The organism is Urbifossiella limnaea (genome assembly GCF_007747215.1).
GTDB lineage: Bacteria > Planctomycetota > Planctomycetia > Gemmatales > Gemmataceae > Urbifossiella > Urbifossiella limnaea.
The window spans coordinates 1,229,458-1,244,663 of sequence record NZ_CP036273.1; the positions used below are offsets into that span (position 1 = coordinate 1,229,458).

The window sequence follows — 15,206 nt, forward strand, 5'->3', positions numbered from 1 at the left end:
TCCGCATGGCGCTCCTCGTCCGGTCACTCCCCGTCGCTCAGAACTGGGACTGCCGCGGCTGCGCCGCCTGCTGCCGGTCGTACAGTATCCCCGTGAGCGCCGACGAGCGGAAGCGGATCGAGGCCCAGAACTGGGACCTCGGCACCTCACTGTTCGATGCCCGCGGCACCACACTGAACCACCGCCCCGACGGCGCCTGCGTTTTCCTCGGCGACGACGACCGCTGCCGCATCCACGCGAAGTTCGGCGCCGCCGCGAAGCCGCTGGCGTGCCGCGTGTACCCGTTCCTGCTCGTCCCCGCCGGCGACCACTGGCGCGTCGGCCTCCGCTACGCCTGCCCGAGCGCCGCCGCGAACGACGGCCGGCCGCTCGACCAGCACCTCGCCGAAGTCCGCGAGTACGCCGCGCAGCTGGAGGAGAACGAGCCCGCCGCGAGGACGCAGCCCCCGCCGCCGCTCCGCGCCGGCACCGTCGTGCCGTGGGACGACGTGCTCCGCATCGCCGGCGTGGTGGCCAAAATGCTCGGCGAAGCCGACGTGCCGATGGAGCGCCGCTGGCGGAACGTCCTGACGCTGGCGGCGCTCGCCGACGGACTCAAGTTCGACGGCAAGAAGCCGGTGACGGGCGGCCGCCTGAGCGAGCTGTTTCACGTGCTGTCGGAGACGGCCGCGGACGAGACACCGCCGGCGGATCAGGTGTCGCGGCCGGGTCGGGCCGGGCGTTTGGTGTTCCGGCAGGTGCTGGCGGTGTACGCCCGCAAGGACCACGGCGCCGAGCGCGGTACGGCCCAACGCTCGGCCCTCGGCCGCGTCGCGGCGGCGGTCCGCTTCGCCCGCGGTTCGGGCGTGGTGCCGAAACTTCACGCCGCACTTCCAACGGTGCCCTTCGCGGCGGGCGAGGAACCGTTCGGCCCGCTTCCCGACGAAAGCGCCGCACTGTTAACCCGGTATTTCCGCCTGAAGGTCCAGTCGCTTCAGTTTTGCGGACCGACCAACTTCGGCGTACCATTCTGGGAGGGGCTGCGCTCGCTGGCGCTGACGTTCCCGGTGGCGATGTGGCTGGCCCGGGTGTTCGCGGCCGGCGGGGAGGCGAAGCCGGCCGCGGTGCTCCGGGCGGTGCGGGTGACGGACGACAACTTCGGCTTCAACCGGCTGCTGGGGATGGGCCGGCAGAAGTTCGCGCTGCGGTTGCTGGCGGCCCGGGACGACCTCCCGCGGCTGACGGCGTGGTACGGGCAGTGAAGGGGGAGGCCGTGGAGACCTGGTTCGAAGGGATCGCACTACTCGGCCGGGTGGCCTGGGTCGGCACCGGCTGCTGGCTGCTGGCCAACGGCGACGAGGCCGCGGTGCTGGAGTTGCCGCCGTCGGTGTGGGGCGGCCCGGACCCCGTGCGGCTGGCGGCGCAGGCCGCGGCCGAGAAGGGGTTGAACGTCAAATATCTGCTCTGCACCCACGCCCACCTCGACCACTTCAGCCGGCCGACGCTGCGCCGCATGCGCGCCACGTTCCCCGACGCCGAGGCGGTGCTGCAAGCGGGCTTCCGCGGCGTCGTGGACGACCCGTTGGGGGTGCGCTTCTTCGACCGCGCCGAGGTGCTCGACCTGGGCGGCGAGCCGCTGTTCCTGATGCACGCCCCGAAGCACAGCCGCACCGACACGCTGGTGATCTTCCGCGGCGCCGTCTGCACCGGCGACTGGGAGCTGGGCACGCGCCGCACGGTCCACGACTGGAACCCGTTGTGGCGGGTGCCGGTGGAGACGCGGGTGGAGTCGTGCGAGCGGATGATGAAGTTCCCGCGGGAGCGGAACTACGACGTGCACCGGGTCTACTCGGTCCACGGCACCGAGCGCCGCGAGAACGTGGACTTCCCCGCGCTGATGGCCCAGACCCGCGAGGACCGGCAGCTGTGGTGACCGACGCCGGTTGCACTTCCCCTCCGTGACGCGATCTGTCACACTCCCGGCCGCATGGACGCGCCCCGGTTCCCCCGCCGCCGCCTGCTCCGCCTCGCCGGGGCCGCCGCAGGTCTCGCGCTCGCCGCCGAGGCCGGCCGCGTCGTCGTCTGGACCAACCGCCACGCCGTCGTGCCCGGCCGCGTCTACCGGTCGGCGCAGCTATCGCCGGCGGGCCTGACCGACGAGATCGCCGAGCACGGCATCCGCACCGTAGTGAACCTCCGCGGCACCTGCCCGGACGTGCCGTGGTACCTGGCCGAAGCCCGCGCTACCGTCGCTACGGACGTGAACCTCGAAGACGTGTCGCTGTCGGCGAAGCGGCTTCCGTCGCCGTCCGAGATTCGCCGGCTGGTCGAAATCCTGGACCGCACCGAGTACCCGATTCTGCTCCACTGCCAGCAGGGCGCCGACCGCACCGGCCTCGCGGCGGCCGCGGTGCTCTTGCTCCATTCCGACGCGACTCTGGGCCAAGCCCGCCGGCAGCTGTGGCCGCGCTACGGGCACGTCAACGCCGGCCGCACCGCCGCCATCGACCGCTTCTTCGACTTCTACGAGGCGTGGCTCGCGGCGCGGAACGAGCCGCATTCGCGCGAGCGATTTCGCCAGTGGGCGACGGCCGAGTACTGCCCCGGCCCGTACCGCGCCCGGCTGACGCTGATCGACCCTGCCCCCGCCTACCCCGCCGCTCGCGGCGTTCCATTGCACGTCCGCTGCGAGAACACGGCGATCGAGCCGTGGGTGTTCCGCCCCGGCTCGGCCGGCGGCGTGCAGCTGCGCTACTCCGTGTACACGCCGACGGGCACGAAGCTGTACGTCGGCCACGCCGGCCGCCTGGCCGCGACTGTTGCCCCCGGCGAGAGCATCACGCTGGTTGCCGGCCTGCCGCCGCTGCGGGAGCCGGGCCGGTACGTGTTCCACGCCGACCTCGTGGACACGCAGGTGATCGACCTGCACGACGCCGACTTCGTCCAGTACGGCTCTGAGCCGCTGGTCGCCGACGTGACCGTGAAGTGAGGCCAGGAATGCTGTCCGTCGTGATCCCGGTGAAGGACGAGCGCGACAACGTCCGCCCGGTGGCCGACCGGGTGCGGGAGGCGCTGCGCGACGCCGGCCCGTGGGAACTCGTGTTCGTGGACGACGGCAGCACCGACGGCACGTTCGCGGCGCTGGAATCCGTCGCGGCGGTAGATTCCCGCATCAAGGTGGTGCGGCTGCGGCGGAACTTCGGCCAGAGCGCCGCCACCCAGGCCGGGCTCGACGCCGCCACCGGCGACGTGGTCGCCACCCTCGACGGCGACCTGCAGAACGACCCCGCCGACATCCCGCGCATGATGGCAAAGCTCGACGAGGGCTTCGACGCCGTCCTCGGCCTGCGCGAGAAGCGGCAGGACAAACTGCTCGTGCGGAAGGTGCCGAGCCTGGTCGCCAACCGCGTCATCCGCCGGGTGCTGGGCATCCCGTTCAAGGACTTCGGCTGTGCCCTCCGCGTCATGCGCCGCGACGTGGCTGATGGCCTGGAGCTGTACGGCGAGATGCACCGATTCATCACCGCGCTCATCCTCCAACAGGGCGCCCGCGTCACGCAGGTACCGGTGACGCATCACCCGCGCACGGCCGGGCAGTCGAAGTACAACCTGACGCGGACCGTGCGCGTCGTGCTCGACCTGATGACGGTCAAGTTCCTCGGCAGTTACCAGACGCGGCCGATGCACGTGTTCGGCAGCCTCGGCCTCGGCTGCATCGCGCTCGGCTTCCTGTCGGCGGTCACGTCGGTGGTGATGAAGTACACGACCGGCCCCGGCATGACGGCGAACCCGCTGTTCCTCATCGGCGCGGTGGCGGCGCTGACGGGCGTGCAATTCCTGTCGCTGGGGCTGGTCGGCGAGGTGCTGACGCGGGTGTACTTCGAGAGTCAGGGGAAGCGGCACTACACCGTCCGCGAGCGCCGCAACCTGGACGCCGGCCCCGCCCCGCTCCGCCGCGCCGCCTAAACTGCCCACATGGCGACGACCTGCGACGTGATCGTGATCGGCGTCGGCGGCATGGGCTCGGCGGCGTGCTTCGAGCTGTCCCGCCGCGGCGCGGGTGTTGTCGGCCTCGAACAGTTCCCGCTCGCGCACAGCCGCGGCAGCTCCCACGGCCGCACCCGCATCATCCGCACCGCGTACTACGAGCACCCCGACTACGTGCCGCTGCTCCGCCGCGCCTGGGAGCGGTGGTACGAACTCGAACAACTCACCGGCCGGCACCTGCTCACCGGGTGCCCGTGTTTGATGGTCGGCCCCGAGTCCGGCGAGGTGGTGACCGGCGTGCGCGCGGCGGCGCGCGAGCATGATCTTGCGGTCGAGAGCCTGACCGCGGCCGAGGTGAACCGCCGCTTCCCCTTCCGCTTCCCCGACGACTACGCCGGCGTGCTCGAACACGCGGCCGGCTTCCTGGCCGTCGAGGACTGCGTGCGGGCGCACGCCGACGCGGCGCGGCACTTCGGTGCCGACCTGCGGGCGGAAGAAGCCGTGCGGTCGTGGGCGGCCCGCGGCGACGGCGTCGAGGTGGTAACCGACCGCGACACGTACCACGCCGCCCGGTTGGTCGTGACCGCCGGCGCGTGGGCGACGCAGTTGCTGGCCGACCTCGGCGTGCCGCTGACGGTGATGCGCCAAGTGATGACGTGGTTCCGTACCGACTCGGCGGCAGTGCGGCGCGACCGCTTCCCCATCTTCCTCGCCGACGTGCCCGGCGGCGCGTTCTACGGCCTGCCGGCGATCGACGCCGACGGCGTAAAGGTCGCCCGCCACTACGGCGCCCCCGAGCTACGCGACCCGACCGAGATGAACTGGCAGACGACCCCCGCCGACTTCGAGCCGGTCGACGGCTTCCTGCGGGCGTACAGCACGCTGCCGCCGTTCGAGCCGAGCCGCGCCGAGGCGTGCCTGTACACGCTGACGCCGGACCGGCACTTCGTCATCGACACGCACCTGCACTACCCGCAGGTGTCGGTGGCGTGCGGGTTCTCGGGGCACGGGTTCAAGTTCGCCCCCGTCGTCGGCGAGGTGCTGGCCGACCTGGCGCTCACGGGCCGCACGCCGCACCCGATCGGCCGGTTCGCGGCCCGCGGCCGGTGAACCCGCCCGGGTGGAAATCGCTCCTTCGGGCCGCCTACCATACCGCGCGGCCGAACAACTCCGCGAGCCGCCCGACTCTCCCGAAGGCGCCGCACCCATGCGCTGGTCGAAGCCCGCCGCCGTCCTCTGCGTCGCGTATTCCCTCGTCGTCGCCGGGTGCCGGGACGCCGGCAAGGATCAGCCGACGGCTCAGCCGCCCGCGCCGTCCGTCGGCCCGGACGGCCAGCCGTTTGCGGCGACGGCACCGGCCGACTCGGGTTCGCCGGCCCACGCCGCGGCCCAGCAGTTCGTCACCGACCTGCGGGGTTCCGCCGCGACTGACCCCAACCGCGTGTCGGCCCGGTTCCTGAAGGTCATCGGCAAGCCGCTCGGCACGTCGCCGGAGGACCAAGCCAAGAAGTTCAGCGGAGCCGCGGCGGGTCAGTGGCTCAAGCGCGTGGCCGCGGCGATGGGGAGCGACGCGCGCGTCAGCCCGGCGGCCGGCGCCGCCCGTGAGGGGTCGGCGGTGTTCGTCGGCAGCTTCGAGAGCGGCGCCGTGCCCAAGGGCCGCTACCTGATCCGGCTCGTCGAGGACGGCGGGGCGTGGAAGCTGGACTGGTTCCAGGTCTCGGCCGCCGAGGCGCGGGTGCCGACGACCCCGATCGACCCGTTCGTCGACTTCGCCGTTCTGTCACTGGGCGACGTGCTGGCCGCCGGTCCGATGACGGCCGACGACCGCGCGCCGCTCGGCGCCGCGCTGTTCACCCCGGCCGTAATGGCCGGCTGGGAGGTGAGCCAGCCGGAGGACGCTGCCGGGTACGACTACCAGCGCGGCGCCCTGGCGGCGAAACTGGACGCGGTCGCGGCCGGCAAGGCGGAGTGGTACTTCCGCTCGTCGGCGTCGGTCGCCGCGTACAAGATTCAGTTCGGCGTCGGCGCGGAGGCCATGGTGTTCGTGGACTTCGCGCTCGTCCGCGGCGACGGCCCGAACCACTGGCGGGTCGACCAGTTCGTCCGGCACTAAGCAGTTGGCCCCGATTGCGTACCATGTTTCATGATCCGCGTTCACCTCACCGTTGCGACGCAGTCCGAGTTGCAGGCTCTCCGGCGGGACCCCCTCCCGCCCCGGGTACGGGATCGGCTGGAGATGGTCCTGCTGTCCGACGCCGGGTGGTCCCCGCCCCGGATCGCCCGGCACCTCGGGTGTGACCCGCAGACCGCCCGGGCCGTGATCCACGGGTTCAACGCCCGGGGGGTGCCGGCCCTCTACCCCGGCAAGCCCGGGCCGGCCCCCAACTACGCCCGCCGGGATCAGGTGGCCGCCCGGCTGACCGACCGGCTCGGCCAGGACCGGACGTGGACGGCGGCCCAACTGGCCGACGCCCTCCGCCCCAACGGGATCCGGCTCCGTGCCCGTCAGGTCCGTCGGTACCTCGCCCGACTGCGGGCCGGGTACCGGCGGACGGCCTCGACCCTGGAGCACAAGCAGAACCGGCCCAAGGTCGCCCGGGCGGCGGCCGTCCTGGGCGGCCTGCAGCGGAAGGCCCGGGAGGGCCGGCTGGTCCTGGACTATCTCGACCAGTGCGGGTTCGCCCCGTCGCTGCCCGGTGGGTACTCGTGGTGCCTGCCGGGCCAGCGGAAGCGGGTCCGGTACGAGTACCCCCAGGGTCGGCGGGTCAACGTCCTGGCCACCTACGAGCCGCTCGGCCCGGCCCCCCGCTTGGATGCCGTGCCGTTCGAGCGGACGCTCACGTCGGACGACCTCGTGGCCTACCTGCGGGGGAGGCCCGCGGTCGGGCGACCCCGGGTGGTGGTTCTGGACAACGCCCCGATCCACACCAGCAAGGTGGTCAAGGCCGCCCGGCCCGAGCTGGCGAAGTCGGGGGTCTACCTGTACTACCTGCCGGCGTACAGCCCCGAGTTGAACCGGATCGAGGCCGTGTTCAAGCAGGTCAAGCACCACGAGATCCCGACCCGCAGTTACGCCACCCGGTCCGATCTGCGGGCGGCCGTCGAGCAGGGCTTCAACTCCTATGCCCAAAAGCTCCGCCCAGAACCTGGGAAACAACTACGGCCGGCTGCTTAGGGCGGGCAACCGGCGTTCCGCCGCGGGCGATGTCGGGTAGAATGGCCCTTCCATGCCGCCCGCGAACCTTCCACCACTACCGCCCGCGCTCCCCGCCGCCGTCCGGCGGTTCTGGGGCTTCACCACCCTCCGCCCGCTCCAGGAAGACGCCATGCGGCTGGCCCTCGCCGGCCGCGACGCCCTCGTCGTCATGCCCACCGGCGGCGGCAAGTCGCTGTGCTACCAGGCGCCGGCCGTCGTGCGCGGCGGGCTCACCGTGGTCGTGTCGCCGCTCATCGCGCTGATGAAAGATCAGGTGGACGGCCTCACCCGCGTCGGCGTCCCGGCCGTCCGCCTCGACAGCTCCATGACGCCCGACGAGAAGGCCGACGCCACCCAGCTCATCCGCAGCGGCGAAGCGCGACTCGTGTTCACGTCGCCGGAACGACTCGTCAACACCGGCGTGGCGCAGTTCCTCCGCGACAGCGGGGCGAACGCCGTGGCCATCGACGAGGCCCACTGCATCAGCCACTGGGGGCACGACTTCCGGCCCGAGTACCGGCAGATGGCCCGCCTCAAGGAGTGGTTCCCGGGAGCCGCCGTCCAGGCGTACACGGCCACCGCCACCGAGCGGGTCCGCGCCGACATCGTCCAGCAGCTCGGCATCGACGACGCCTCCGTCCTCGTCGGCAACTTCGACCGGCCGAACCTCACGTTCCGCGTCCTGCCGCGCGTCAGCCCCATCGCCCAGGTGCGCGAGGTGCTCGACCGCCACCCCGGCGACGCCGGCATCGTGTACTGCCTCCGCCGCGCCGACGTGGACGACATGACGGCCCAGCTGAAGGCCGCGAAGTACAAGGCCGTCGGCTACCACGCCGGGATGAGCCCCGACCAGCGCCGCAAGGCCCAGGAGTCGTTCGCCTCCGAGGAAACCGACATCGTCGTCGCCACAGTCGCGTTCGGCATGGGGATCGACCGGTCGAACGTGCGGTTCGTCGTCCACGCGGCGATGCCGAAGTCGATCGAGCATTACCAGCAGGAGACCGGCCGCGCCGGCCGCGACGGGCTGCCGAGCGAGTGCGTGCTGCTGTTCAGCGGGGCCGACTTCATCACCCTCAAGAACATCACCCTGAAGTCGGCGCAGGAGGCGGGGGCGACCCAGGAGTACGTCGCGTCTACCATCAAGCACCTCGACGACATGGCGAAGTACGCCCGCGGCGCCGTGTGCCGCCACCGGGCACTCGTCGAGTACTTCGGCCAGCAGCTCGAAACCCACAACTGCGGCGCGTGCGACATCTGCCTCGGCGACACCGACGAGGTGCCCGAGGCGAAGGTGGTGGCGCAGAAGATTCTGTCGTGCGTCGCCCGGGTGAAGGAGTCGTTCGGCGTCACGCACGTCCTCGACATCTTGAAGGGCGCGAACACCGAGGGCGTCCGCAGCCGCGGGCACGACAAGCTGACCACGTACGGCCTGCTCGAAGACGTGCCGAAGAACGACCTGCGCGACTGGATTTACCAGCTCGTCGGCCAGGGGGCGCTGGCCGTGAGCGAGGGCGAGTACCCGCTGCTGAAGCTGACGCCGGCGTCGTGGTCGGTCATGAAGGGCGAGCAGTCGGTGCGGCTAATCCGGCTGGCGCAGCAGAAGCGGCGCTCGAAGCGGGACCGCGACGACGCCCCCGTCACGACCCGGGAGCGGCAGCAGCCCGGCACGCTGCCGGCCGGCGCCGACCCGGAGTTGTTCGAGCGGCTGCGGCAGGTGCGGCGGCAGGTCGCGGCGGGGCTCGGGGTGCAGCCGTACCTCGTCTTCCCCGACTCGGTGCTGGCCGAGTTCGCCCGCGGCCGGCCGAGCACGGCGGCCCGGATGCGGCAGGTCAGCGGCGTCGGCGACCGCAAGCTCGCCGACTTCGGCGAGACGTTCCTGGATGCGATTCGTGCCCACTGCGGCCAGGCCGGCCTGGCGCTGGACGTGGACGCGCCGGTGCAGCGCGGGCTCGTGCCGGCGAAGCCGGAGCGGAAGCCGTCGGCGCGACGGGACAAGGTGTTCGAGCTGTTCCGCGGCGAGGCGAACGTCGACGCCGTCGCCGCGAAGATCGACGTGAACCGGGCGACGGCGGTGGATTATCTCACGGAGTTCATCCGCGCCGAGAAGCCGGCGAGCATCTTCCCGTGGGTGCCGGAGGAGGTGTGCGAGCGGGTCGCGGCGGCGGCCGAGCAGTGCGGCACGGCCCGGCTCAAGCCGGCGTTCCTGGCGCTGAACGAGGAAGTGCCCTACGACACCATCCGCATCGTGTTCGCGTTCCTCGACAGCCGCGACGGGCGGTAGCGCGCAAGTCACGTCCGCCCCGGCGTTCGGGTGTCAGCCCGACCCCCGGCTGGACTCCCGATGTTCGCCGCGCTGCGCCGCCCCTGCCTCCTTGCCGCCGCCGTCGTTCTGACGGTGCTCGGATCGGCCCCGGCCGCGGACGCCGGCTGGGTCACCATCCAGAACGACACCGGGCGCGTAGTCGTTGTGCAAACGACGGTTACGTCGAACAACCAGCCGCGCCGCGGCCGCCCCGTGCGGTTGCTGCCCGGCGAACACGTCCGCGAGTACCACGCCGCCGCGGCGGTGCAGGTCGAGGTGTTCGAGGGGCGGGAGCAGGACCGATCGCTTTATTGCGGGCAGCTGGCGTTGCGAACGGACCCGCAGGCGTTCTCGATCGCGTCCGCGGGCCGCGGCGTAACTGTCACGCCGGCCGGTCGTTAGGCCACGAGGTGCGTTCGACGCTCGGGCCGCGTTCAGTGTGTGCACGGCTCCCCCCCGGGGGGTCGAGGCACGCATTGAGTCCATGCCACAAATTAGCGTTGGAGCGACGCCGCGGCGAGCCGGTGCCGATTCGGTCGTTGCCGGTCGCCACCGCGGGCGGCTAGAGTGTGGGGGTTCCACCCTCCCACCCCCCGGCTCCTCACCATGTCCCTGAACGGCCACGCCCCGGCGAGCGGCGCCCCCACCCGCGTCCGGTTCTCGATCCTCGGCCTGCTCTGCCTGCTGGCGATGATCACGTACCTCGACCGCGCCATGTACGGCAGCGCCAAAGGCGACATGATGGCTGCCGTCGGCCAGCCGGTCAGCCAGTTCTTCTGGGTACTCACGTTCTTCCAGCTGGCCTACGCCCTGTTCGAGATCCCCGCCGGGTGGATGGGCGACACCTTCGGCCCGCGCAAGACGCTGTTGCGGATCGTCGTGTGGTGGTCGCTGTTCGTCGGGCTCACCGGGTTCGCCGGGATGGCGCTGCCGGGCGGCGAGGTGGTGGTGATCGGGTTCGTGGTGCTGGTGGGGATGCAGTTCCTGTTCGGGATGGGCGAGGCGGGGGCGTTCCCGAACATCGCCAAGTCGATCTACAACTGGTTCCCCGAGGACAAGCGCGGGTCGGCGAAGGGGGTGATCTGGATGGCGGCCCGGCTGATGGGCGGGCTGACGCCGTTCGTGTGGGCGCTGATGGTGACGATCGGCGGCCTGTCGTGGCGGCAGGCGCTGTGGGTGTTCGCCGGGGTCGCGGCCCTGTGGTGCGTGGCGTTCGTGTGGTGGTTCCGCGACCACCCCGAGCAGCATCCCGCGGCCAACGCCGAGGAGGCCGCCCTCATCAACGCCGGGAAGGCGGCCCACACCGACCAGCCGCGGGTGCCGTGGCGGAACATCTTCCGCAGCCGCAACGTGTGGGCGCTGTGTCTGATGTACACGGTGACCAACTTCAACTGGTACTTCCTCATGTACTACCTCCCCGGGGCGCTGAGGGACCAGTTCCGGGACCAGGTGTCGGGGAACACCGGCATCCTGCTGCTGGCCCTGCTTGGCGGGGCGCCGCTGCTCGTCGGCATGGGCGGGTGCTTCCTCGGCGGCGTGCTGTCCGACCGCTACATCCGCCGGACCGGCGACCGGGTGTGGGGGCGCCGGCTGTTCGGGATGCTCGGCTACGGCCTGGCGGCGGTGTGCTACCTGACGGCCGCGTTCTTCACCGAAAACCTGTGGGTGTTCGCCGGCTGCCTGATCCTGGTGGGGTTCACGAACGACCTGATCATGGCGCCGTCGTGGGCGTGCGCCCAGGACATCGGCCGCCGCTACTCGGCGACCGTGTCCGGGGCGATGAACATGGTCGGCAACCTGGGGGCGGCGCTGGGGAACTTCGTCAGCGGGCTGATCCTGGCGGCGTACACCGCCCCGAAGTTGATCGACGGGAAGGAGAAACTGGTCGTCGAGTCGACGGGCTACGTGGTGTGCTTCACGCTGTTCGCCGCCGTGTACGCGCTCGGGGTGGTGTCGTGGGTGTTCATCGACCCCACGAAGCCGATCGACGTGGCCGAGGAGCGGGCCTGAGCGTCACGCCACGGCCATCGCCGGGGCCGCGGCCGGCTCCTCGACGACCGTCGAGTCCGCCAAGGCGTCCGGCGCCTTGTGGGGGGCGTAGGCGTGGACCGCGACGACGCCGTCGCGGAGCGTCAGGTAGTGGCACGGCTTCTCGGTCCAGCAGCCGCTGTTGTAGTACGTGACGGCCCCGGCCTCGCGCACGCCGGCGTGGTGCGTGTGGCCGCAGCACACGGCGTCGCACCCGTACTTCTCCGCCAGCCGGACCGCCCCGGCGAAGATCTTCTCGGCGTTGCGCAGGAACGTCTTGCTCCGCCGCTTGGCGAACTTGGCGAACCGGTGCGACGGGTCGACCCACTGCAGCGCGTTGTACACCCGGTCGGCGAGCCACGTGCACACCGGGTAGCGGCTGATGAACTCGTCGAACCGGTGGCCGTGCAGGAACAGCACCCGCTTGCCGCCGCTCTCCACCACCAGGTCTTGCAGCACCTCGACGCCGAGCAGGTGCGAGATGTCGTCCGCCGCGCCGTCGTGGTTGCCGACGATCCAGGTGATCTCCACCTCGTCGGACAGCTTGCGCAGCTCGGACAGCACGTTCCAGTGGTGCTTCTTGAGGCGGCGGAAGTCGATGGAGTCGAACACGTCGCCGTTGAGGACGAGCCGGCGCGTCCGCAGCCGCCCGTGGCGGACGTCCTCCAGGAAATGACCCAGCGCCTTGGCCTGGCTGTTGGCGCTGCCCAGGTGGATGTCCGAGATGACGACCGCGTCGAGCATCAGCAACCTCCGTGCGTGGCGGTCGGGAGCTGGCGTACCCCTGGCGAGGACAAGGTTACGCCCGGCGAACGGGTTTGGTGTGACGGGCGCGTGAAGGTTCCGAGATGGTCAGTCGGCGGCGACTTGTCAGAAAACCTGGCGCTGTCGGAAATCCGGACATAGAAAAACGGACGGCCCGCTTGCATGCCCGGGGGTGAGCGTTAAGATGTGAGTGTCCCGCCGGGGATGCGACTGCGGTGAATGGGCGACGCCGCAGCAGCCCCCGGCGGGATCTTTTTATTGACGGCCGGCACTTTCTCAACCCAATCCGCTGGCCGTAAATCCCCTGCATCTGCTACGATCGGTCGTGTGACCCGTCTTCGTCGTTCCGCCGTCCGCGTCCCGTCCGGCCCGCTCCTGGAGCAGTTTCGCGCCGCCGCGCCCGGCGAGCCGACGCCCGCCGAAGTAGCTGTCCGCGCCGCGGCCGGCTGGCTTCACGCCGGCTTCCTGGATTCCGCACCCGACGCACTTCTCGCCGAGAACCTCACCCGCTTCGCCGACGCCGTACTGCCGCTGTCGTTCCACCGCGCCGCCCTGACGTTCCGCGTGCGCCTCGTGCGCTACGCCCTGAACCACCTCGCCCGCGGCCACGACCCGCTGCCGGTGCGGCTCGGCCGCTGCGTCAGCCCCGGCGGCATGTACCACGTCCCCGGCCTCGGCCCGACGCTGTGGGCGGCGCTGGCCCAGGCGCTTGACCCGGAGCGCCACCCGCGCTGGTGCCCGGCCGTCGAGGCGGGGCTGACGCGGCTCGGGCTGTTCAAGGCCGACCCGGTCGAGGCCGCGGCGCGGTTCGCGCAGGTGCTCGTCGCCTACGGCTCGCTGCTGGCCGCGCACCCCGACCTGACGGCGCCGCGGCTCGACGACTTCCTCGCCCGCGTCGGGCGCATGACGGGGCGCGAGCTGCCGACCGGTCCGACACCCGCCGCGGCACTGACGTGGGGGCCGGACCCCGAAGCGGTCCGCGCCGCGCTCCGGGCCGTGCGCACCCGCAGGCCGCTGCGGAAGCGGCTGCGCGAGGCGAGCGCCGACGACACCGCGGCGCTGGCCGAGTTCCACGCCGCCGGCCGCGACGGCGACGGCGCCGCGGCGTGGGCCGCGTTCCGCTCTCTCGCCCCCGACCCGGGCTGGGAACACGCCCTCGCCCGCCTCGACGACGCCTTCGCCCCGTCGCTCCCCGCCGCCGACCGCGGCCGCTTGTGGGCTGACACCGCGCTGTCACTCCGCGAGCTGTTCCGCGTTCACCCGCTGGAACTGGCTGATGTCGTGGCCGCCGTCGCCGAGCGCGACGAGCCGAGTGCCCCGGCCGCGTTCGGCGGCTTCTGCGCCGACACGTTCCGCTTCCTCGGCGAACTCGCCGACGGCCGCTCGAAGCCGTGGATGGACGACCGCCGCGACCGCTACCAGTTCGTGCTGCGCGACCCGCTCGTCGAACTGTGCGACGCCCTCGCGGCGCGCTACGTCCGCCCGGTGCTGCACGGCGAGTACGGCTGGGAGCTCGAAGCCGACGCCCGCCCGGGGCGGGCCATCACAAGCATCTGCAAGAACGACTTCGGCCGCGGCGGGCCGTACCAGGCGGTGCAGTGGGTGACGTTCTACCGCCGCGACCGCGGCACCCGCCGGGCCGACGCCCAGTTCTTCGTGCGCGTGGCGCCGGACGGCGTGGCCTTCGGCTTCCATCTGGGCCGCTCGGCGCGCGAGGCCGGGCGGCAGTTCCGCGCCGCGGTGCAGACCGACGCCGAGGCGCTGTACGCGGCGCTGGCCGCCGGCGGTGTCTTCGAGACCTGCCGCTTCCGCGCCGGCGAGGACTTGTCGGCCGACGTGCCGATCCGCACCGCTGCCGACCTGCGGACGTGGGCCGCGCAGAAGACGCTCGCCGCCGGCCGCTGGCTCCCCGCGGACGCGCCCGAGCTGCGGTCCGACGACCTGGTCGGCGAAATCCTGCTGACGTTCGACCGGCTGGTGCCGGCGTTCGCGTGCGCTGCCGAGGCCGACCCGCGGCCGATTCTGGCCCGCCGCAGCGGCGACCCGGCGCGGCTGCCGAGCTACGATTCCGCGAGTTTCGGCGAGCAGACGCTGCTGTCCGAAACGTGGCTCGACCGCGTGCTCCACCTGCTGCAACTCAAGAAGCAGCTGATTCTTCAGGGCGTGCCCGGCACCGGGAAGACACACGTGGCCCGCTGTCTGGCGCGACTGCTGGCCCGCGACAACGCCGAGGCCGTGCGGCTGGTGCAGTTCCACCCCGGGTACAGCTACGAGGAGTTCGTGGAGGGCGTGCGCGTCCGCAGCGTCGAGACGGACGGCCGCACCGAGGTGACGTACCCGGTGGAGGACGGGGTGTTGGCGGCGTTCGCGGCGCGGGCCGCGGCGCGGCCGGCGGAGCCGCACGTGCTGCTGATCGACGAGATCAACCGCGGCAACCTGCCGCGGGTGTTCGGCGAGCTGCTGTACCTGCTGGAGTACCGCGACCAGGCGGTGACGCTGCCGTACTCGAAGCGTGAGTTCCGGCTGCCGGAGAACCTGTTCGTGCTGGCGACGATGAACGCCGCCGACCGCTCCGCCGCGGCGCTGGACCAGGCGCTACGGCGCCGCTTCTCGTTCGTGGACATGCCGCCGGACGCCGCCCTGCTGGCGACGTGGCTGGACCGCCACCCCCCGGCCGACGCCGACGGCACGCTCGGCCCGCGGGTGGTGCGGGTGTTCGAGGAGCTGAACCGCCGCCTGTCGCGCGACCTCGGCGCGGACAAGCAGGTGGGCCATTCGTTCTTCATGGTGCCGGGCCTGACGGCGGACACGTTCGCGGCCGTGTGGGACCACCACGTCCGCCCGCTGCTGACCGACTACCTCGGCGGCCGCGCCGATCGCGTGAACGACTACGAGCCGACGAAGCTGCTGGGGAAGAAGCGCGAGCGGGTGGGTGGCGACGGATGACGG

At 71.9% G+C, this 15,206-nt stretch carries 12 protein-coding genes; 11 read left to right on the forward strand and 1 reads right to left on the reverse strand.

Annotated features, from left to right (window positions below):
• The first annotated feature begins 5 nt into the window (after positions 1-5).
• The 10 genes from ETAA1_RS04925 to ETAA1_RS04970 all read left to right on the forward strand — a co-directional run bounded on the left by ETAA1_RS04925 (position 6) and on the right by ETAA1_RS04970 (position 11,474).
• Positions 6-1,241, forward strand: a complete 1,236-nt coding sequence (locus ETAA1_RS04925) for a YkgJ family cysteine cluster protein (RefSeq protein ID WP_145234839.1) — start codon at positions 6-8, stop codon at positions 1,239-1,241.
• Between the two features lie 11 nt (positions 1,242-1,252).
• On the forward strand, positions 1,253-1,912 hold the full coding sequence (locus ETAA1_RS04930) for an MBL fold metallo-hydrolase (protein WP_145234840.1): 660 nt from the start codon (positions 1,253-1,255) through the stop codon (positions 1,910-1,912).
• A gap of 54 nt (positions 1,913-1,966) precedes the next feature.
• Positions 1,967-2,968 (forward strand): tyrosine-protein phosphatase, encoded by a 1,002-nt coding sequence (locus tag ETAA1_RS04935; protein WP_145234842.1) that lies wholly within the window; start codon positions 1,967-1,969, stop codon positions 2,966-2,968.
• 8 nt (positions 2,969-2,976) lie between these two features.
• Complete coding sequence (locus ETAA1_RS04940) at positions 2,977-3,945, forward strand: glycosyltransferase family 2 protein (RefSeq protein WP_145234843.1); 969 nt, start codon at positions 2,977-2,979, stop codon at positions 3,943-3,945.
• 9 nt (positions 3,946-3,954) lie between these two features.
• The gene (gene solA, locus ETAA1_RS04945; RefSeq protein ID WP_145234844.1) at positions 3,955-5,076 is read left to right on the forward strand and encodes an N-methyl-L-tryptophan oxidase; all 1,122 of its coding nucleotides are present in this window, start codon (positions 3,955-3,957) and stop codon (positions 5,074-5,076) included.
• Between the two features lie 97 nt (positions 5,077-5,173).
• On the forward strand, positions 5,174-6,079 hold the full coding sequence (locus tag ETAA1_RS04950; RefSeq protein WP_145234846.1) for a hypothetical protein: 906 nt from the start codon (positions 5,174-5,176) through the stop codon (positions 6,077-6,079).
• Between the two features lie 30 nt (positions 6,080-6,109).
• Positions 6,110-7,141 carry an IS630 family transposase gene (locus ETAA1_RS04955; RefSeq protein WP_145234848.1) on the forward strand — a complete coding sequence of 344 codons (1,032 nt, stop codon included), beginning with the start codon at positions 6,110-6,112 and terminating at the stop codon, positions 7,139-7,141.
• Between the two features lie 52 nt (positions 7,142-7,193).
• Entirely contained in the window at positions 7,194-9,443 is a 2,250-nt protein-coding gene (gene recQ / locus ETAA1_RS04960; protein ID WP_145234850.1) for a DNA helicase RecQ, read from the forward strand.
• A 60-nt stretch (positions 9,444-9,503) separates the two neighbouring features.
• Positions 9,504-9,866, forward strand: coding sequence for a hypothetical protein (locus ETAA1_RS04965; RefSeq protein WP_145234851.1), 363 nt, complete (start codon positions 9,504-9,506; stop codon positions 9,864-9,866).
• Positions 9,867-10,070: 204 nt separating this feature from the next.
• Positions 10,071-11,474 (forward strand): MFS transporter, encoded by a 1,404-nt coding sequence (locus ETAA1_RS04970; protein ID WP_238389375.1) that lies wholly within the window; start codon positions 10,071-10,073, stop codon positions 11,472-11,474.
• A 3-nt stretch (positions 11,475-11,477) separates the two neighbouring features.
• Here ETAA1_RS04970 and ETAA1_RS04975 read toward each other — a convergent pair whose 3' ends face one another.
• On the reverse strand, positions 11,478-12,236 hold the full coding sequence (locus ETAA1_RS04975) for a UDP-2,3-diacylglucosamine diphosphatase (RefSeq protein WP_145234853.1): 759 nt from the start codon (positions 12,234-12,236) through the stop codon (positions 11,478-11,480).
• Between the two features lie 348 nt (positions 12,237-12,584).
• Here ETAA1_RS04975 and ETAA1_RS04980 point away from each other — a divergent pair, with 348 nt between their 5' ends.
• Complete coding sequence (locus ETAA1_RS04980; RefSeq protein ID WP_145234855.1) at positions 12,585-15,203, forward strand: AAA family ATPase; 2,619 nt, start codon at positions 12,585-12,587, stop codon at positions 15,201-15,203.
• Positions 15,204-15,206: the final 3 nt, after the last annotated feature.